Here is an 18386-nt window from a genome sequence, read left to right as displayed (position 1 = left end):
TGCACCCATGGGTGCAGTCCCTGAGACGGGTCTCCGCCCTGGGGCCGAGACCCCTAGGGGACGCTCCTCGGTTTTGCCCAGGGGTGGTTCCTCCCGGCGGAGGACGTGACGGCGGGGGCTCGTTCCTTAGCGTGTTCCTACACCGCGAAAAGCGGCTGATTCCCACCACGAGTGCGGCTGACCGCAGGGGGCGGGGTGGGGAAAACCCCACCCGAAGACTGCGCTGTGCACCAGCGCGCCGGGCCCCTCGGAACACCAGAATTCTCACGTACGCCGCGACATCTCAAACGCTGACCGACATAGGAGAAAAACCGTGACAACGGCTGTAACCATTCCCAGGCACGGGGGCACTGGAGGGCGTACGGCCGTCGCCGCACGGGCGCGGCAGGTCGTCAAGGCGTACGGGGCGGGGGAGACCCGGGTCGTCGCGCTCGACCATGTCGATGTGGACATCGCCCGCGGGCAGTTCACCGCGATCATGGGCCCGTCCGGCTCCGGCAAGTCGACCCTGATGCACTGCCTGGCCGGCCTGGACACCGTGACCTCTGGTCAGATCTTCCTCGACGAGACCGAGATCACCGGGCTCAAGGACAAGAAGCTCACCCAGCTCCGCCGGGACCGGATCGGCTTCATCTTCCAGGCGTTCAACCTGCTCCCGACGCTCAACGCGCTGGAGAACATCACGCTGCCGATGGACATCGCGGGCCGTAAGCCCGACGCGGCCTGGCTGCAGCAGGTCGTGGAGACGGTCGGTCTGGCCGAGCGGCTGAAGCACCGGCCCACCGAGCTCTCCGGCGGCCAGCAGCAGCGCGTCGCGGTCGCCAGGGCGCTCGCCGCCCGGCCGGAGATCATCTTCGGTGACGAGCCCACCGGAAACCTCGACTCGCGCGCCGGTGCCGAGGTGCTGAGCTTCCTGCGCAGGTCGGTCGACGAACTGGGCCAGACCATCGTCATGGTCACCCACGACCCGGTCGCCGCCTCCTACGCGGACCGGGTGCTGTACCTCGCCGACGGACGCATCGTCGACGAGATGCACAACCCGACGGCCGATCAGGTCCTCGACCGTATGAAGGACTTCGACTCGCGCGGGCGGACGTCATGAGCGTCTGGAAGACATCGAGGCGCAACTTCTTCGCGCACAAGGGACGTATGGCGCTCTCCGCCGTCGCGGTCCTGCTGTCGGTGGCGTTCGTGTGCGGCACGCTCGTCTTCACCGACACCATGAACACCACGTTCGACAAGCTCTTCGCCGCCACGTCGGCCGACGTCACCGTCAGCCCGAAGACCGCCGAGGACAACGACCGGCTCCCGGAGAACGGCAAGCCCGTCACGCTCCCCGCCTCCGCCGTCCAGCAGGTCGGCAAGGCCACCGGCGTGAAGGGCGCCGAGGGTGCGGTCTCCAGCATGTCCGTCACCGTCGTCGACCGCCACAACAAGAACATGGGCTCGACGACGGGCGGCCCGACGATCGCGGGCAACTGGACGAAGAACGACCTGCGTTCGATGGAGATCACCTCCGGCCACGCACCGCGCGGACCGACCGAGGTGATGGTCGACGCCGACACCGCCGACAAGCACCACCTGAAGATCGGTGACGAGCTGCGCACCATAGCCGCCACCGGCGACATCAGGGCGAAGATCAGCGGCATCGCCACCTTCAAGGTCACCAACCCCGGCGCGGCGATCGTCTACTTCGACACCGTCACCGCGCAGACGAAGCTGCTCGGCAAGCCGGGTGTCTTCAGTTTCATCTCCGTAACCGCCGAACAGGGCGTCAGCGACACGCAGTTGAAGAAGAACGTCGCCACGGCGCTGGATGACACCTCCGCGTACAAGCTCCTGACCCAGAAGGAGGCCGCGGACGCCAACAAGAACTCGATGGGCTCCTTCCTCGACGTCATGAAGTACGCGATGCTCGGCTTCGCCGGGATCGCCTTCCTCGTCGGCATCTTCCTGATCGTCAACACCTTCTCGATGCTGGTCGCCCAGCGCACCCGCGAGATCGGCCTGATGCGGGCCATCGGCTCCAGCCGCAAGCAGGTCAACCGGTCCGTGCTGATCGAGGCGCTGTTCCTCGGCATCATCGGCTCCGTACTCGGCGTGGGTGTCGGAGTCGGGCTCGCCGTCGGACTGATGAAGCTCATGGGTTCCATGGGCATGGACCTGTCCACCAAGGACCTCACGGTCGTGTGGACCACCCCGGTGGTCGGCCTCGCACTCGGCGTCATCGTCACCGTCGTCGCCGCGTACATTCCGGCCCGCCGGGCCGGGAAGATCTCCCCGATGGCCGCTCTGCGCGACGCCGGGACCCCGGCGGACGGCCGCGCGGGCCGGATCCGGGCCGCGGTCGGCCTGGTCCTCACTCTCGCCGGCGGCGCCGCGCTCTACGCCGCGACGCGGGCCGACAAGTCGGGCGAAGGGTCGCTCTTCCTCGGTCTGGGCGTGGTCCTCACCCTGATCGGCTTCATCGTGATCGGCCCGCTGCTGGCCGGCTTCGTGGTCCGGGTGCTGAGCGCGGTCATGCTGCGGATGTTCGGCCCCGTCGGACGGCTCGCGGAGCGCAACGCCCTGCGCAACCCGCGCCGCACCGGAGCGACCGGCGCCGCCCTGATGATCGGCCTCGCCCTGGTCGCCTGTCTCTCCGTCGTCGGCTCCTCCATGGTCGCCTCGGCCACCGAGGAACTCGACAAGTCGGTCGGCGCGGACTTCATCGTCGAGCCGGCCGGCGGCGGCGCACTGATCGTGGACCAGGCGGCGAAGTCCCTCAAGTCCGTACCGGACATCGAGCACTTCACCGAATACAAGGTCGTCGGCGCCGAGCTCACCGCCCCCGACGGCACCACCGAGGACGAGGGTCTGGTCGCCGTCGACCCCACGTACAAGGACGACGTCCGCCGTGCGACCGTCTCCGGGAAACTGGCCGACGCGTACGGCAAGGACGCCATGTCGGTCGGCGAGACGTACGCCACCAAGCACCACCTCAAGGTCGGTGACCGGCTCACGGTCGCGTTCAAGGGCGGCGAGAGGGCGAAGCTGACACTCGCCGCGATCACCTCCGACGACGTGAACATCGACAAGGGCGCGATGTACATCAACATCACGACCGCCGCGCGGTACGTCCCCGCCGACGCCCTGCCGGACAACATGATCATGTTCGCGAAGGCCGCGGAGGGCAAGGAGAAGGAGGCGTACGCCGCCCTCAAGGACGCCCTGGCCAAGTACCCGCAGTACGAGGTGAAGAACCAGGCCGACTTCAAGCAGCAGCTGAAGGACCAGATCGGCCAGCTGCTGAACATCGTCTACGGCCTGCTGGCGCTCGCGATCATCGTCGCGGTGCTCGGTGTGGTGAACACCCTGGCCCTCTCGGTGGTCGAGCGGACCCGTGAGATCGGCCTGATGCGCGCCATCGGCCTCTCCCGCCGCCAGCTGCGCCGGATGATCCGCCTGGAGTCGGTGGTCATCGCGGTCTTCGGCGCCCTGCTCGGCCTCGGCCTGGGCATGGGCTGGGGCACGGCCGCCCAGAAGCTGCTGGCCCTGGAGGGCCTCGGCGTCCTGGAGATCCCGTGGCCGACGATCCTCACGGTCTTCGTCGCCTCGGCTTTCGTCGGACTGTTCGCGGCCCTGGTCCCGGCGTTCCGGGCGGGCAGGATGAACGTCCTCAACGCGATCGCCACGGATTAGACCGACCGGCACATGGGGGGTGGGAGAAGGAGCGGGGTTGGGTGCGTGCAGTTGCAAGGCGGAGGATTGAGCCAACGCGAAGGGGGTCCCTCCCATGCCTTTCGGGCTATGGGGGAGTTGGTGATTGACGACAACGCGGCAGATGTGCGTGCCCAGCCCCGCGACGCCGCCCCCCATGTGCCGGTCGGTCTTAGCGAGGCGACGGCCGACGTAGGATGACTGATCCGGCCCCGGGGTGTTCCTCCAAACACTCCGGGGCCGGATTCGTGTCCGTCCGGCGCGGGGCACGGACCGTCGGCGCACGCCGGAGCCGCCGGCCCGGTGCCTGACCGTCGTCCGGGCCGCGCCGGATCCGACCCGCTGAGCCGGATTGCGCACGCGGCTGTCACACGGGAGTCGTACGCTGGAACCCCCGGCCCGTGAGACGTGTCGGGTCCTTCGTGTTGCCCCTTCGCGTTGCACCCTGGCAGCAGCCGGCTGTCAGACCTCGCCCTCGTTACCCGGACGGAAGCCCTTCATGAGCCTGCACGGTCTGCTGGATGTCGTCGTACGTGACCCGGCACTCTCCGAAGCGGTGAAGGCCGCCACCGATGGCCACCGGAGGCATGTCGACCTCGTCGGTCCGGCCGCCGCCCGCCCCTTCGCCGTGGCCGCGCTGGCCCGTGAGGCCGGGCGGACCGTGCTCGCCGTCACCGCGACCGGCCGGGAGGCCGAGGACCTGGCGGCCGCGCTGCGCACCCTGCTGCCGCCGGACACGATCGCCGAGTTCCCGTCCTGGGAGACCCTGCCGCACGAGCGGCTCTCGCCCCGCTCCGACACCGTGGGCCGCCGTCTCGCCGTGCTGCGGCGCCTGGCGCACCCGCGGAACGACGACCCGGAGACCGGCCCGGTCAAGGTCGTCGTCGCACCGGTCCGTTCCGTACTCCAGCCGCAGGTCAAGGGGCTCGGCGACCTGGAACCCGTAGCGCTGCGCATCGGACAGAGCGCCGACCTCGGCAAGACGGTCGACGCGCTCGCGGCAGCCGCGTACTCCCGGGTCGAACTGGTCGAGAAGCGCGGAGAGTTCGCCGTGCGCGGCGGCATCCTGGACGTGTTCCCGCCGACCGAGGAGCACCCCCTTCGGGTGGAGTTCTGGGGTGACGACGTCGAGGAGGTCCGCTACTTCAAGATCGCCGACCAGCGGTCGCTGGAGATCGCCCAACACGGGCTGTGGGCACCGCCCTGCCGTGAGCTGCTGCTGACCGACGAGGTGCGCGAGCGGGCCGCCGCCCTCGCCGAACTCCACCCGGAGCTGGGTGAACTGCTCGGCAAGATCGCCGAAGGCATCGCGGTGGAGGGCATGGAGTCCCTCGCCCCGGTCCTCGTCGACGACATGGAGCTGCTGCTCGACGTACTGCCCAAGGGCTCGATGGCGCTGGTCTGCGACCCGGAGCGGGTCCGCACCAGGGCCGCCGACCTGGTCGCCACCAGCCAGGAGTTCCTCCAGGCGTCCTGGGCGGCCACCGCGGGCGGGGGCCAGGCCCCGATCGATGTCGGCGCGGCCTCCCTGCGGGGCATCGCGGACGTCCGGGACCGGGCCCGCGAGCTGGAAATGATGTGGTGGTCGGTCTCCCCGTTCGCCGCGGACGACGAGCTCGACGAGGACACCCTCAAACTCACGATGCACGCCCCGGAGTCCTACCGCGGCGACACCGCCCGCGCGCTCGCCGACACCAAGGGCTGGATCGCCGACGGCTGGCGCACGGTGTACGTCACCGAGGGCCAGGGGCTCGCCTCCCGCACCGTCGAGGTGCTGAGCGGCGAAGGGATCGCCGCCCGCCTCGACCCGGACCTGGCGGAGATCTCGCCGTCCCTCGTCCATGTCTCCTGCGGCGCGATCGACCACGGCTTCGTCGACCCGGCGCTCAGACTCGCCGTCCTGACCGAGACGGACCTGACCGGCCAGCGCACCGCCACCAAGGACCTGGGCCGGATGCCGGCCCGCCGCCGCAAGACGATCGACCCGCTGACGCTGGAGACCGGCGACTACATCGTCCACGAACAGCACGGTGTGGGCCGCTACATCGATATGGTGCAGCGCACCGTGCAGGGCGCCACCCGCGAGTACCTCCTCGTCGAGTACGCCCCCGCCAAGCGCGGCCAGCCCGGCGACCGCCTCTACATCCCGACCGACCAGCTGGAACAGGTCACCAAGTACGTCGGCGGCGAGGCGCCCACCCTGCACCGGCTCGGCGGCGCCGACTGGACGAAGACCAAGGCGCGCGCCAAGAAGGCCGTCAAGGAGATCGCCGCCGACCTGATCAAGCTCTACTCGGCGCGGATGGCGGCGCCCGGCCATGTCTTCGGCCCCGACACGCCCTGGCAGCGCGAACTGGAGGACGCCTTCCCGTACGCGGAGACGCCCGACCAGCTCTCCACCATCGCCGAGGTCAAGGAGGACATGGAGAAGTCCGTCCCGATGGACCGGCTGATCTGCGGCGACGTCGGCTACGGCAAGACGGAGATCGCGGTACGGGCGGCCTTCAAGGCGGTCCAGGACGGCAAGCAGGTCGCCGTCCTCGTACCCACGACCCTCCTGGTCCAGCAGCACTACGGCACGTTCACCGAGCGCTACTCCCAATTCCCGGTCAGCGTACGGGCGCTGAGCCGCTTCCAGTCCGATTCCGAGTCCAAGTCGACCCTGGAAGGGCTGCGCGAGGGCTCCGTCGACCTGGTCATCGGCACCCACCGCCTCTTCTCCTCCGAGACGAAGTTCAAGGACCTGGGCCTGGTCATCGTCGACGAGGAGCAGCGCTTCGGCGTCGAGCACAAGGAGCAGCTGAAGAAGCTCCGCGCCAACGTGGACGTCCTCACCATGTCCGCGACGCCCATCCCCCGTACGCTCGAAATGGCCGTGACGGGCATCCGCGAGATGTCGACGATCACCACACCCCCCGAGGAGCGCCACCCGGTCCTCACCTTCGTCGGCCCGTACGAGGAGAAGCAGATCGGCGCGGCCATCCGCCGTGAACTGCTCCGCGAAGGCCAGGCGTTCTACATCCACAACCGCGTCGAGTCGATCGACCGCGCCGCCGCGCGCCTGCGCGAGATCATCCCCGAGGCGAGGATCGCGACCGCCCACGGCCAGATGTCCGAACAGGCCCTGGAACAGGTGGTGGTGGACTTCTGGGAGAAGAAGTTCGACGTCCTGGTCTCCACGACGATCGTCGAGTCCGGCATCGACATCTCCAACGCCAACACCCTGATCGTGGAACGCGGCGACAACTTCGGCCTCTCCCAGCTGCACCAGCTGCGCGGCCGCGTGGGCCGTGGCCGCGAGCGCGGTTACGCCTACTTCCTCTACCCCCCGGAGAAGCCGCTCACCGAGACGGCCCACGAGCGCCTGGCCACGATCGCCCAGCACACCGAGATGGGCGCGGGCATGTACGTGGCGATGAAGGACCTCGAGATCCGGGGCGCCGGAAACCTTCTGGGCGGCGAACAGTCCGGCCACATCGCGGGCGTCGGCTTCGACCTGTACGTACGCATGGTCGGCGAGGCAGTGGCCGACTACCGGGCCTCCCTCGAAGGCGGCGTGGAGGAGGAACCGCCCCTGGAGGTCAAGATCGAGCTCCCGGTCGACGCGCACGTCCCCCACGACTACGCCCCCGGTGAGCGGCTGCGCCTCCAGGCGTACCGCGCCATCGCCTCCGCCAACACGGAGGACGACATCAGGGCGGTCCGCGAGGAGCTCACCGACCGCTACGGCAAGCTCCCCGAACCGGTCGAGAACCTGCTCCTGGTCGCGGGCCTGCGCATGCTGGCCCGCGCCTGCGGCGTCGGCGAGATCGTGCTCCAGGGCTCGAACATCCGGTTCGCCCCGGTCGAGCTGCGTGAATCGCAGGAGCTCCGCCTGAAGCGTCTCTACCCGAAGACGATCATCAAGCCGGCCGTCCACCAGATCCTGGTCCCGCGCCCCACCGCCGGCAGGATCGGCGGCAAGCCGGTCGTCGGCCGCGAACTGCTGGCGTGGACGGGGGAGTTCCTCACGACGATTCTGGGGTCGTGAGGGGCGCCGGACCGGGCGCGGCTGCGTCGGCGCTTGGATCGTGGCCTCCGCAGGCTTCGGTGCGGCACGTTAAGGCAATGAGCATGCCAAATTTCTGTAATGACTGTACGGAATGCCCCATTCGTCGGCGAACCTCCGACCGCAGCGTGAGACCGTGATCTGCCGCCGGGGCGGCTGACGACCCGCCTGCCCCGTCGGCCTCACTCTTCTTTCGAGCGCTCTTCCGAGCACTGTCGAGGTCTCTGTGCCTTCTCACCGCATATCCAAGAAGCGGCGCCGCATCTCCCTGGCCGTGGCCGGCGTCGCCGTTCTCGCCGGTGGCGCGTTCGCAGCCGAGGCCGCCACCGCCACCACGGTCACCAGGCCCGCGCCGAAGATCTACACCGGGCACGTCTTCGACACCTGCACCGCGCCGTCGCTGACCACCATGAAGGGCTGGTACAGCTCCTCCGTGTACCACGGTGCCGCCGTGTACGTCGGCGGGAAGAACCGCGGCTGCGCACAGCCCAATCTCACCGCGTCCTGGGTGAAGTCCGTCAGCGCCACCGGGTGGATGCTGGTCCCGCTGTACGTCGGCGCGCAGCCGCCGTGCCAGACGAGTGCCAACCCCGAGAAGATGACCGCCACCAATGCCGCCTCACTGGCCGTCACCGACGCCAACGACGCCGTGGCGAAGGAGGCCGCCCTCGGTATGAAGCCGGGCAGCCCCGTCTACCTCGACATGGAGTACTTCGACCCGAAGAACACCTCCTGCGTGAACACGGTGCTCACCTACATCCGGGCGTTCGACAAGACGGTCAAGGCCAAGGGGTACTGGTCCGGCTTCTACGGCTTCAGCAACTCCAGCGCCGCCGTCGTGGCCAACGCCACGAACCGCACGGACCTGCCGGAGATCCTCTGGTACGCCCGCTACGACGACGTGTACTCCACCACCAAGGGCTTCCCGTACGCCTCGACGCTGTACACCGGGCACCGCCGCGGCCACCAGTACGCCGTCAACAAGAAGGTGACGCACACCGGGGGCACGCTCACCATCGACCGGAACGCCTGGGACGCCCCGGTCGCGATCGTGGCCGGCTAGCTGGTGCGGGCCAGGTCGCGTCGCCGCTGCGCTCCCCACACCCCCGTCACCAGCAGCGCCAGCGCCGCGCCCGCCCCCACCCCCGCACCCGCCCGAAGGCCCGGGGGGCGGAAGGTGCAGTCGACGGACGTGCCGTGGGCAGGGACCGGGGCGGAGACTAGGCCCAGATAGCTGTCGGCGGGCCGCCCCTGGCAGCTCCAGCCCGTGATCCGGGGCGCGGCGATCACGACCGTTCCGGTGCTGCCGGGCGGCAGTTCGGCCCGTATGCCGTCGGCGGTGACATGGACGGCGGTCGCACCCGTGCGCTTGAGGCCGGTGACCGCCGATGCCAGCCGGGTCCGGTCCAGGCAGCCGATCGCCTCGTGCGGCACGGTCCCTTCGCGTACGGAGGTGAGCGTGACCACCACCGGTGTGCTCCCGCTCGCCGTTCCCAGGCGCTCCATCGGGGCGCGGCGGGCCGGGAGTTGCCCCTTGAGTTCGACCTCCGGGCCCGTGCCGAGCCGCGCCGAGCCGAACAGGTCGGGCGTCCACAGATACGCCTCCGAGGCCGCCGGACAGTGGGCGGTCAGCGTGTACGTACCGCGCCCCACTCGGTAGTCGTACGCGCCCCGGTCCGTCACCGCACCCCCGTCCGCCGCGCGCAGCACCGTCGTCGGCACCGTGTACACCGTCGAGCCCAGCAGTGCCTCCTGGTTGCGGTACGGCGACCGGCCGTACGGCATGGGCCCGCCCGGCGGCCGTACCGTCACCAGCGGCGGCGCCACCTCGCGGCTCACCGTCACCGGCCGGTCGTCGGGGGCGTTCCACACCTGATACGGATCGCGCGGCCCGTGTACCCGCGCACCGACCGAGAAGATCGCGTCCGTGACCGGGTTGTCGAGGCTCTGCACGGCCCGGCCGCCCGACGTCCACCCGCCGCCCAGCGCACGCAGCGTGCGGGTCAGCACGGCCGGCGTATGGCTGCTGTAGTACGCGGCGCCCTGCCCGCCCACCAGCAGCGGATCGTTCGCGGTGGTCTGCTCACGGCCGGGGTCGGTGCGATAGCGCGGCCAGCCATCGGCGTCCGCGACCGCCGCCGCCTGGGTCCGCTGCCGCTCGCCCCACGGCGCGTAGTGGTCGAGCCGGTTCAGTTTCTGCCGGTCGGCGAACGCGGTGGTCGCCGCGGCCTGCCCGGCCTGCGCGCCGATCAGCAGCACGGCGGCGAGCACCGCGAACCTGCGGCCACGGCCGACCAGCAGCAGCGCGCCCACCGCCGCCACCAGACCGGCCGCGAACAGGGGGTACGTCCACCGGGTGACCAGGCCGCTGAAGCCGGCCCCGGCCGCGGTCAGCACCAGCACCGCGCCGCCGGCGAGCAGCGCCCGCCACCCCGGCCAGTCGTACGAGACCGAGATCCAGGCGGCGATCACCACCAGCCCGGCCAGCACGAACGTCTGCCGGTACGGACTGCCGTTGGGTGTGGCGAACGCATGCCAGAGCAGATGGGTCGGGCCCCACTGCAACGACAGCGCGACCCCCGCCACCAGCCCCGCCCATGCCCACCGCTCGCGCCGCGGCACGGACCGCTGGAAAGCCGACGCACAGGCCAGGAGAAGGGTGCCCGTGCCGAGGAAGAGCGCCGGAGTGAAGAAGCTGTACGTGGCGGGCAGCAGCCGGGCGAACACATCGGGCCAGGCGGCGGGCGCGAACGTACGGTCCCAGCCCGGGTAGGCGTGCTTCGTGCCCAGATAGACGGGAATCAGGACGGGCGCCGCGAGACCGATCCCCACCCCGACCGTGCCGACCGCCCGCACCAGCCCCCGGACCACTGCCCGTCGGTCCTCCCGCTCCGTGAAGAGCCGCACCGCGAGCACCAGCGCGGCCCCGAGCGTCGCCATGTAGGCCGTATAGAAGTTGGCCGCCCACACCACCGCGACGAGCAACGGCGCGGCGATGCGGTGCCGTCCCGTCCGGGCCCACTCCCCGGCCAGGCAGAGCAGCGGCAGCGCGATCAGACCGTCCAGCCACATCGGGTTGTACGACGCCTCGACGACCGACCAGCCGCACAGCGCGTACGAACCACCGAGCACCCCCGCCGCCCACCAGCGCCCGCCGCGCAGCGTCAGCAGCAACAGTGCCATCAGCGTCGCGGCCGACGCCATCTTCAGGACCGTCACCACATAGACCGCGAGATCCATACGGTCGCGCGGAAAGACCCCGACGAGGAGGACGAACGGGCTGGTCAGATAGGTGCCCAGATCCGGCAGGAAGCTGGTTCCGTATCCGGACGACCAGTTGAGCAGTATCCCGCCGTCGGCGCTGCCGTGCAGCAGGTCCCACAGCCGGGCGTGGAACGGCACGAACTGATTGCCCAGGTCGTTGACGCTCCGGGTACGTGGCCCGAACGGAAAGCTGCGTGCCAGGGCGTCACCCGCACACACGGCGACGACGGTGAGCAGCGCGGCGAGGGAGCCCGCCCGCAGGCGAGGACGGAACGTCGGCATACGCAGGAATATGCCAGCCTCGAACGCGTAAACCCGTGTCGGAATGGGGTAGTTCACTTGATCGATGCTCATCGGTCATATGGAACATCGGATTCCGACATGTGCGCGGGTTGATGTAATGCGTGCTGATCTCGCTGGTGGTGCCTTGTTTCAACGAGGAAGAGATCCTCGAACGCTTCCATGAACGCGTCACGGACGAAATGACGCGGCTGGGACATGAATTCCAGCTGGTGTACGTCGACGACGGGAGTGCGGACCGGACCCTGTTGATCCTCAAGGAGCTGGCCGCCGCCGACGCGCGGGCCCGCTATGTCTCCTTCAGTCGCAACTTCGGCAAGGAGGCCGCCATGCTGGCCGGTCTCCAGCACGCCGACGGCGACGCCGTCGTCATCATGGATGCCGACCTCCAGCACCCGCCGGAGCTCGTGGGCCGCATGCTCCAGGAGCATGCGGACGGCTACGACCAGGTGATCGCCCGCCGTACCCGCAAGGGCGACCGCGTCACCCGCACCGTCAGCGCCCGCGCCTACTACTGGCTGATCAACCGTCTGGTGGACGTGGAACTGGTCGACGGTGTCGGCGACTTCAGGTTACTGTCCCGCCGCACTGTCGACGCCGTACTGGAACTCACCGAATACAACCGGTTCTCCAAGGGCCTTTTCGCCTGGGTGGGATTCCGTACCACGACCTTCAGTTACGAGAATGCCGTCCGCGAACAGGGCCGCTCCGCCTGGACCTTCGGAAAGCTTCTCAATTACGGTCTCGACGGGCTTCTCTCCTTCAACAACAAACCACTGCGCGCAGCGCTCTATCTGGGCATGCTGCTGCTGTCCGTCGCCTTCGCCTATGCCGCGTGGATCGTCGGTGTCGCGCTGGTGAGAGGGGTCGACACCCCCGGATATGTCACCCTGCTCGTGGTGGTCACCGCCCTCGCCGGAGTGCAGATGGTGATGATCGGGGTGGTCGGCGAGTACGTCGGCCGTATCTACTACGAGGTGAAGCGGCGCCCGCACTTCCTGGTGAAGGCCACGAACACCCGAGCGGCACCGCAGTCGACACGGGAACCCCAGGAGTTCGTACGCCGATGACGGTCACAGCACAGATGGCCCGATTCGCCCTCGTGGGAGTCGTGAACACCGGCACGTACTACGGCTGCTACCTCGCCCTGCTGGCCTGGCTGCCGTACGTCGCCGCCCATGTGCTCGCCTTCGTGCTGAGCATGACCGGCTCGTTCTTCCTGAACTCCTGCTTCACGTACCGGACCCGTCCCACCTGGCGGAAGTTCCTGCTCTTCCCGCTCACCAACGCCGCCAACTTCGTCATCACGACCGGCGGTGTCTATCTGCTGGTCGGCCTCGCCGGGTTCAGCAGCCGGTACGCGCCGCTGGTCGCGGCCGCGGCGGCCATTCCGATCACATTCGTCGTCTCGCGCACGATCATGCTGCGCCCGGACAGCAAGGACCCGGCGCCCGAGCACGTGTCCTGAGCACCGTCACCGAGCACGGTCGGGTGCCCCTGAGCGGTGCCCCTGAGCGGGACCACATCCCCAACTCCTTCCGAATCGTTGGTCGAACCAGTGGCCCCAACCACATCCACTGCCTAACATCGATCAACGCAAGGTCTTGTGCACTGATGCACAAACTCTCCCCGGGAGGTTCCTTTGCACCGCCGCTGTCGCACCGCGCTCACCGTCTCCGCCGCCCTGCTCGTCGGCGCCCCACTCCTGACCGCGTGCGGCAGCCGGCCCCACCCGGGCGCCGCGGCCCTCGTCGGCGAGGACCGGATCGAGGTGTCCACGCTGCAGGGCCAGGTGGCGGCCGTACGCGAGGCCCAGCGCGATGCGAAGGACGCATCCCAGCTCATCGACAAGTCCGGGCAACTCAGCCGGGCCAAGCTGCACGGCATGATCTTCGACCGGGTCCTGGACCGCGCCGCGCAGGACGCGGGCGTCACCGTCAACCGCAACGAGATCCAGCAGATGCGCAAGGCGGCGGCCGCCCAGTCCGGCGGAGAGGCGCAGCTGCGGACGGCGATGCTCCAGCAGAGCTGGGTCGCCCCCGACCAGATCGATGCCGTCCTGCGCGAGCAGGTCCAGCTGTCGAAGCTGGCCCAGGCACTCGGCGCCGACCTGCAGCAGCCCGAGGGGCAGAAGGCCGTCGGCGATGCGCTCAGCAAGGCCTCGAAGGCACTGAAGGTCGACGTCAATCCGCGCTACGGCGCCTGGGACGACAAGCAGACCCAGCTCGCCAACTACAAGGCTCCCTGGATCACCCAGGTCACCAAGCCCGTCGAGACGGGCGCCGAGTCCGGCGCCTAGAAGACCACGGAAGACGGCGACCCGACGGGCCGGGTAGATTCGAACGGTGAACGCTGAAGACCCCGGCCGTATCGTCCTGCTCACCGCCAGCCACCGCGTCGCGCCCGGACTTCTGTCCTGGCCGGCCTGGCAGACGCTGCACGCCGCCGACCGGGTGCTCTGCGCCGAGCAGGACCACCCGCAGCTGCCGTATCTGCGCGAGGCGGGCGTGGGCGTCGAGCATTGCGCGCCCACCGCGCAGGAGCTCGTCGACGCCTGTGCGGGCGGCCGGAGCGTCGTCGTTCTCACGGGCGGCGAGGGCAGCCGGCCGCTGACCGACGGGCTGGCCCGGCTCGCCGGTTCGGGCCGGGTGCAGATGCCGGACCTGGAGCTGCTGCCCGGTTCGTACGATCTGCCGGGCGCCCGGCTCCTCGATGTGGTCCAGGTCATGGACCGGATCCGGCTCGAATGCCCCTGGAGCTCGCAGAAGACCCACAAGGGCCTCGCCAGGTACGCCATCGAGGAGGCGTACGAACTCGTCGAGGCGATCGAGGACGGCGACCGCGACGAGCTGCGCGAGGAGCTCGGGGACGTGCTCCTCCAGGTCGTCTTCCACGCCCGGATCGCGCAGGAGGGCCGCCCCGAGGACGGGGCGGAGCCGTTCTCCGTCGACGACGTGGCCGCGACCCTCGTCGAGAAGCTGATCCACCGCCACCCGCACGTCTTCGGCGACGAGACCGCCGAGACCCCTCAGGACGTGCACGCCCACTGGCTGCGGACCAAGGCCATCGAGAAGCAGCGCGACTCGGTCACCGACGGAGTCCCGCTCGGCCAGCCCGGGCTGGCGCTCGCGGCGAAACTGGCCGGCCGGGTCCGTACAGCGGGGCTCGATGTGGCGCTCCCCACGGGCGACGGCATCGGTTACGAGCTCCTCGCCCTCGCCGTACGCGCCGAACAGGACGGTGTCGACCCCGAAGCCGCGCTGAGGGCCGCGGGCCGGGCCTACCGGGACGCCATCCGGGCCGCGGAGGGCAACGGATAACGTCGGGGGGTGAATTACAGCCCCGCCGACCGTCCCACCGATCGCCCCGCCGGTCGGCCCGCCGACCGTCCCGTCGACCGCTCCGCCGATCACCCCGCCGGCGCCCCCGAACTCTTCACCTGGGAGTTCGCCACCGACCCGTACCCGGCCTATGCCTGGCTGCGCGAGCACAGCCCCGTGCACCGGACCACGCTGCCCAGCGGTGTCGAGGCCTGGCTCGTGACCCGGTACGCCGACGCCCGGCAGGCGCTCGCCGACACCCGGCTCTCCAAGAACCCGGCGCACCACGCCGAGCCGGCGCATGCCAAGGGGAAGACAGGCATCCCGGGTGAGCGCAAGGCGGAGCTGATGACGCATCTGCTGAACATCGACCCGCCCGACCACACCCGGCTGCGCCGCCTCGTCTCCAAGGCGTTCACCCCGCGCCGGGTCGCCGAGTTCGCCCCGCGTGTGCAGGAACTGACGGACCGCCTCATCGACCGCTTCATCGCGGAGGGGAAGGCGGACCTCATCCACGACTTCGCGTTCCCGCTCCCCATCTACGCGATCTGCGATCTGCTCGGCGTCCCGCGCGAGGACCAGGACGACTTCCGGGACTGGGCGGGCATGATGATCCGCCACGGCGGCGGCCCGCGCGGCGGGGTGGCCAGGTCGGTGAAGAAGATGCGCGGCTATCTCGCCGAACTGATCCACCGCAAGCGGGAGAACCCGGGGGACGATCTGATCTCGGGGCTGATCCGGGCCAGCGACCACGGCGAGCACCTCAGCGAGAACGAGGCCGCGGCCATGGCCTTCATCCTGCTCTTCGCCGGGTTCGAGACGACGGTCAACCTCATCGGCAATGGGGTGTACGCACTGCTGCGCAACCCCGCGCAGCGCGAGCGGCTGCAGCAGTCCATCGACGCGGGGGAGAGCGATCTGCTGGAGACCGGGATCGAGGAACTGCTTCGGTACGACGGCCCGGTGGAGCTGGCGACCTGGCGGTTCGCCACCGAGCCGCTGACGCTCGGCGGACAGGACATCGCGGCAGGAGACCCCGTACTCGTCGTACTCGCCGCCGCCGACCGGGACCCGGAGCGTTTCGAGGACCCCGACACGCTCGACCTCGCACGGCGTGACAATCAGCACCTCGGATACGGGCACGGCATCCACTATTGCCTGGGGGCACCGCTCGCCCGGCTGGAGGGGCAGACCGCGCTCGCCACGCTTCTGAAGCGCCTTCCGGACCTGCGTCTTGCGGTAGAACCTACCGATTTGCGGTGGCGCGGCGGGCTCATCATGCGCGGACTGCGCACGCTGCCCGTGGAGTTCACGCCGGGGGTCGCCCTGACGCAAGCTGACGCCCCATCAAGTCTGTGACTTTCACGTGATCTGTGCTGCATCGACTTGTGACACACGTTCGAGTCCCGCTAGGTTCACCGTTCGACTCACCAGTCACTCGTCAGTCACACGGAAGGCAACCCCATGGGCTCCGCGAACGGCAGACATCGTCGCCCTCGTCAGGCACCCGCCATCGTCGTCGCCGCGGGCGTGACCGGATCGGCCATCGCCATCCCGCTGCTCGGCGCGACCGGTGCGCACGCGGCCGACGTCACGACCTGGGACCGGGTGGCCGAATGCGAGAGCGGCGGCATGTGGAGCGCCGACCTCGGCAACGGCTTCTACGGCGGTCTGCAGTTCTCGCAGGAGACCTGGAAGGCGTACGGCGGCGAGTCGTACGCCCCGCGTGCCGACCTCGCCAGCCGCTCGCAGCAGATAGCCGTGGCCCAGAAGGTCCTGGACGACCAGGGCCCGAAGGCATGGGCCAGCTGCGCGGGCATCTCCGGCCTCGCGGTGGACGGGACGCTGCCGGGTGTCGACCCGGGGACCGTGCCCTCCGCCGAGCCGGCAGAGAACGCGGAGCCGGCTGACGGTGCCTCGACGGCCCCGTCCGAGGACGCCACGCCGTCGGGCAGCGCCTCGGACGGTACGGGCGGCTCGAAGGGCTCGCACAGCGCGAACGGCTCGAAGGGCTCGAAGGGCTCGAAGGGCTCGCACGGCGCCGACAAGTCTGCGGGCAAGGCGAAGCCCTCCACGAAGCCTTCGACCACCGCGTCGGCCACCCCGCCTTCCGAGGCGCCCGATTCATCCGGCTCTTCCGATTCGTCCGACCATGTCGGCGGTAAGCACCGCGGCGCGCCGGCCTCCGAGGGGAGCCGGGGTGCGAACGGCGGCGTCGAGCGTGAGTCGGGCCGTCATGCCTCCCGCGGTGACGCCGACGCACGCGACGGGGGCGCGTCGGCCGCCGACGGTACGTACACCGTGCACTCAGGCGACAACCTCTGGGCGATTGCTGATGCACAGAAGGTTCCCGGTGGCTGGTCCGCGCTCTATGAGGCCAACAAGGATGCCGTCGGCTCCGATCCGGACCTCATCCTCCCTGGCCAGAGTCTCGATCTCGAGGTGAAGGCCCAGTGAGTATGGTCTGAAAGTCGGATAAAAGAGCCTCGAAAATCGGGGTAATTCAGAGACCTATGTCCGCTTATGCGTAAGTGAGACATGGGTCTCTTTGCGTCAACTGGCGTGTCGCGCCCGGGGAGCCCTTCCGCACCGCCCTCACCTGCGGAAACGACGGTTCCTCAGATGCAAGTAAGGGCTGATTGTCTGATGTGTCCATCTTTGAATGTGAGGGTTGCGTATGTTTACGGTCGGAACTGCTCGCACCGCGGGCCCCGTCGACCGTCACGCCGAATCCTGCCGTCGGTCGAAGGGAACAGACGCGTAAAGCGCCGTAGGCAGGAGCGGGGGACCCAGGTAGGCGCTGGGCCCGATCGTCGAAAGACGCATCGGGGCCGGCTTGGGGTGAAGTCGCGTGCTAGGACGTGCGACCGGGCAACTCACTTGGCCCGAACCCGACAGCTCACCTCGTAGGCGTCGGTGAGGAGACGATCGATGCTGTTTTCCGGCAAGGGTAAGCACCGCCGCCCGTCCAAGGCTGTCCGTATCGCCACGCTCGCCGGTGTCACCGGTACCGCTGTCGCCGTACCGCTGATGGGCGCGACCGGGGCCTCCGCCGCCTCTGTCGCCACCTGGGACGCCGTCGCCCAGTGCGAGTCCGGTGGCAACTGGTCCATCAACACCGGTAACGGCTACTACGGCGGTCTGCAGTTCTCGCAGTCCAGCTGGGCCGCCGCCGGCGGCACGCAGTACGCCCCCCGTGCCGACCTGGCCAGCAAGGCCCAGCAGATCGCCACCGCCGAGAAGCTCCTCGACATGCAGGGTCCGGGTGCCTGGGGCTGCGCAGGTGCCGGTAACCTGACCAATGACGGTGTCGACCCGGGCGTCGCCACCGGCGCCTCCTCGAACTCCACCTCCAGCTCCAGCGCCACTGAGCAGAAGAGCGCTCCGGCCGCGCCGAAGCAGCAGTCGCAGCAGGCCCAGCCGAAGAAGGCCGAGCGCACCGAGGCCCCCGCCGCCACCCGCTCGGAACGCTCCGCCGCCCCGCGGGCCGAGTCGAAGAAGACCGTCACCACGCCGACCGGCGAGAAGGTCAAGAAGGGTGACGGCGAGTACGAGGTCGTCTCCGGCGACTCCCTGAGCAAGATCGCCGCCGACCACGAGGTCGAGGGCGGCTGGCAGCAGCTGTTCGAGCTGAACAAGAACATCGTCACGGACGCCGACCTGATCTACCCGGGTCAGCAGCTGCACCTGACGAAGTAGTCCAGGCTCTCTCCTCCCTAAGACCGACCGGTACATGGGGGGTGGGCGACGCCGCC

General features: G+C 69.5%; 12 protein-coding genes and 1 riboswitch. Of the genes, 11 read left to right on the top strand and 1 reads right to left on the bottom strand.

From position 1 onward, the window contains the following. Positions 1-313: 313 nt before the first annotated feature. From ABTZ94_RS27615 to ABTZ94_RS27600, 4 genes are all read left to right on the top strand, one after another. Positions 314-1102: an ABC transporter ATP-binding protein gene (locus ABTZ94_RS27615; protein ID WP_351204524.1), complete on the top strand. Its 789-nt coding sequence runs from the start codon at positions 314-316 to the stop codon at positions 1100-1102. Then, entirely contained in the window at positions 1099-3681 is a 2583-nt protein-coding gene (locus ABTZ94_RS27610; RefSeq protein WP_351204522.1) for an ABC transporter permease, read from the top strand. Before ABTZ94_RS27615 ends, ABTZ94_RS27610 begins: the two co-directional genes overlap by 4 nt. 517 nt (positions 3682-4198) lie before the next feature. Continuing rightward, positions 4199-7729: a transcription-repair coupling factor gene (gene mfd, locus ABTZ94_RS27605; RefSeq protein ID WP_351204520.1), complete on the top strand. Its 3531-nt coding sequence runs from the start codon at positions 4199-4201 to the stop codon at positions 7727-7729. 244 nt (positions 7730-7973) lie between these two features. Beyond that, positions 7974-8810: a glycoside hydrolase domain-containing protein gene (locus ABTZ94_RS27600; protein ID WP_351204518.1), complete on the top strand. Its 837-nt coding sequence runs from the start codon at positions 7974-7976 to the stop codon at positions 8808-8810. Here ABTZ94_RS27600 and ABTZ94_RS27595 read toward each other — a convergent pair. Beyond that, positions 8807-11293, bottom strand: coding sequence for a YfhO family protein (locus ABTZ94_RS27595; RefSeq protein WP_351204516.1), 2487 nt, complete (start codon positions 11291-11293; stop codon positions 8807-8809). The genes ABTZ94_RS27600 and ABTZ94_RS27595 overlap by 4 nt on opposite strands. Positions 11294-11415: 122 nt before the next feature. Between ABTZ94_RS27595 and ABTZ94_RS27590 the strand changes: the two genes are divergently transcribed. The 7 genes from ABTZ94_RS27590 to ABTZ94_RS27560 all read left to right on the top strand — a co-directional run bounded on the left by ABTZ94_RS27590 (position 11416) and on the right by ABTZ94_RS27560 (position 18330). Next, positions 11416-12381, top strand: coding sequence for a glycosyltransferase family 2 protein (locus ABTZ94_RS27590; RefSeq protein ID WP_351204514.1), 966 nt, complete (start codon positions 11416-11418; stop codon positions 12379-12381). After that, entirely contained in the window at positions 12378-12779 is a 402-nt protein-coding gene (locus ABTZ94_RS27585; protein ID WP_351204512.1) for a GtrA family protein, read from the top strand. The genes ABTZ94_RS27590 and ABTZ94_RS27585 overlap by 4 nt, the downstream gene beginning before the upstream one ends. 174 nt (positions 12780-12953) lie before the next feature. Beyond that, positions 12954-13610: a SurA N-terminal domain-containing protein gene (locus tag ABTZ94_RS27580; protein WP_351204510.1), complete on the top strand. Its 657-nt coding sequence runs from the start codon at positions 12954-12956 to the stop codon at positions 13608-13610. 46 nt (positions 13611-13656) lie between these two features. After that, positions 13657-14631 carry a nucleoside triphosphate pyrophosphohydrolase gene (locus ABTZ94_RS27575; protein ID WP_351204508.1) on the top strand — a complete coding sequence of 325 codons (975 nt, stop codon included), beginning with the start codon at positions 13657-13659 and terminating at the stop codon, positions 14629-14631. 9 nt (positions 14632-14640) lie between these two features. Beyond that, a complete protein-coding gene (locus ABTZ94_RS27570) occupies positions 14641-15990 on the top strand; it encodes a cytochrome P450 family protein (protein ID WP_351204506.1) in 1350 nt (449 codons plus the stop codon). A gap of 105 nt (positions 15991-16095) precedes the next feature. Further along, positions 16096-17088, top strand: coding sequence for a transglycosylase family protein (locus ABTZ94_RS27565; protein WP_351204504.1), 993 nt, complete (start codon positions 16096-16098; stop codon positions 17086-17088). A 299-nt stretch (positions 17089-17387) separates the two neighbouring features. Further along, positions 17388-17559: riboswitch (cyclic di-AMP (ydaO/yuaA leader) on the top strand. A 3-nt stretch (positions 17560-17562) separates the two neighbouring features. After that, entirely contained in the window at positions 17563-18330 is a 768-nt protein-coding gene (locus ABTZ94_RS27560; RefSeq protein ID WP_351204502.1) for a transglycosylase family protein, read from the top strand. The last annotated feature ends 56 nt before the right edge of the window (positions 18331-18386 follow it).

The organism is Streptomyces sp. NPDC002785, from assembly GCF_040295565.1.
Taxonomy (GTDB): domain Bacteria; phylum Actinomycetota; class Actinomycetes; order Streptomycetales; family Streptomycetaceae; genus Streptomyces.
This window is presented reverse-complemented; position numbering and strand designations above follow the sequence as displayed.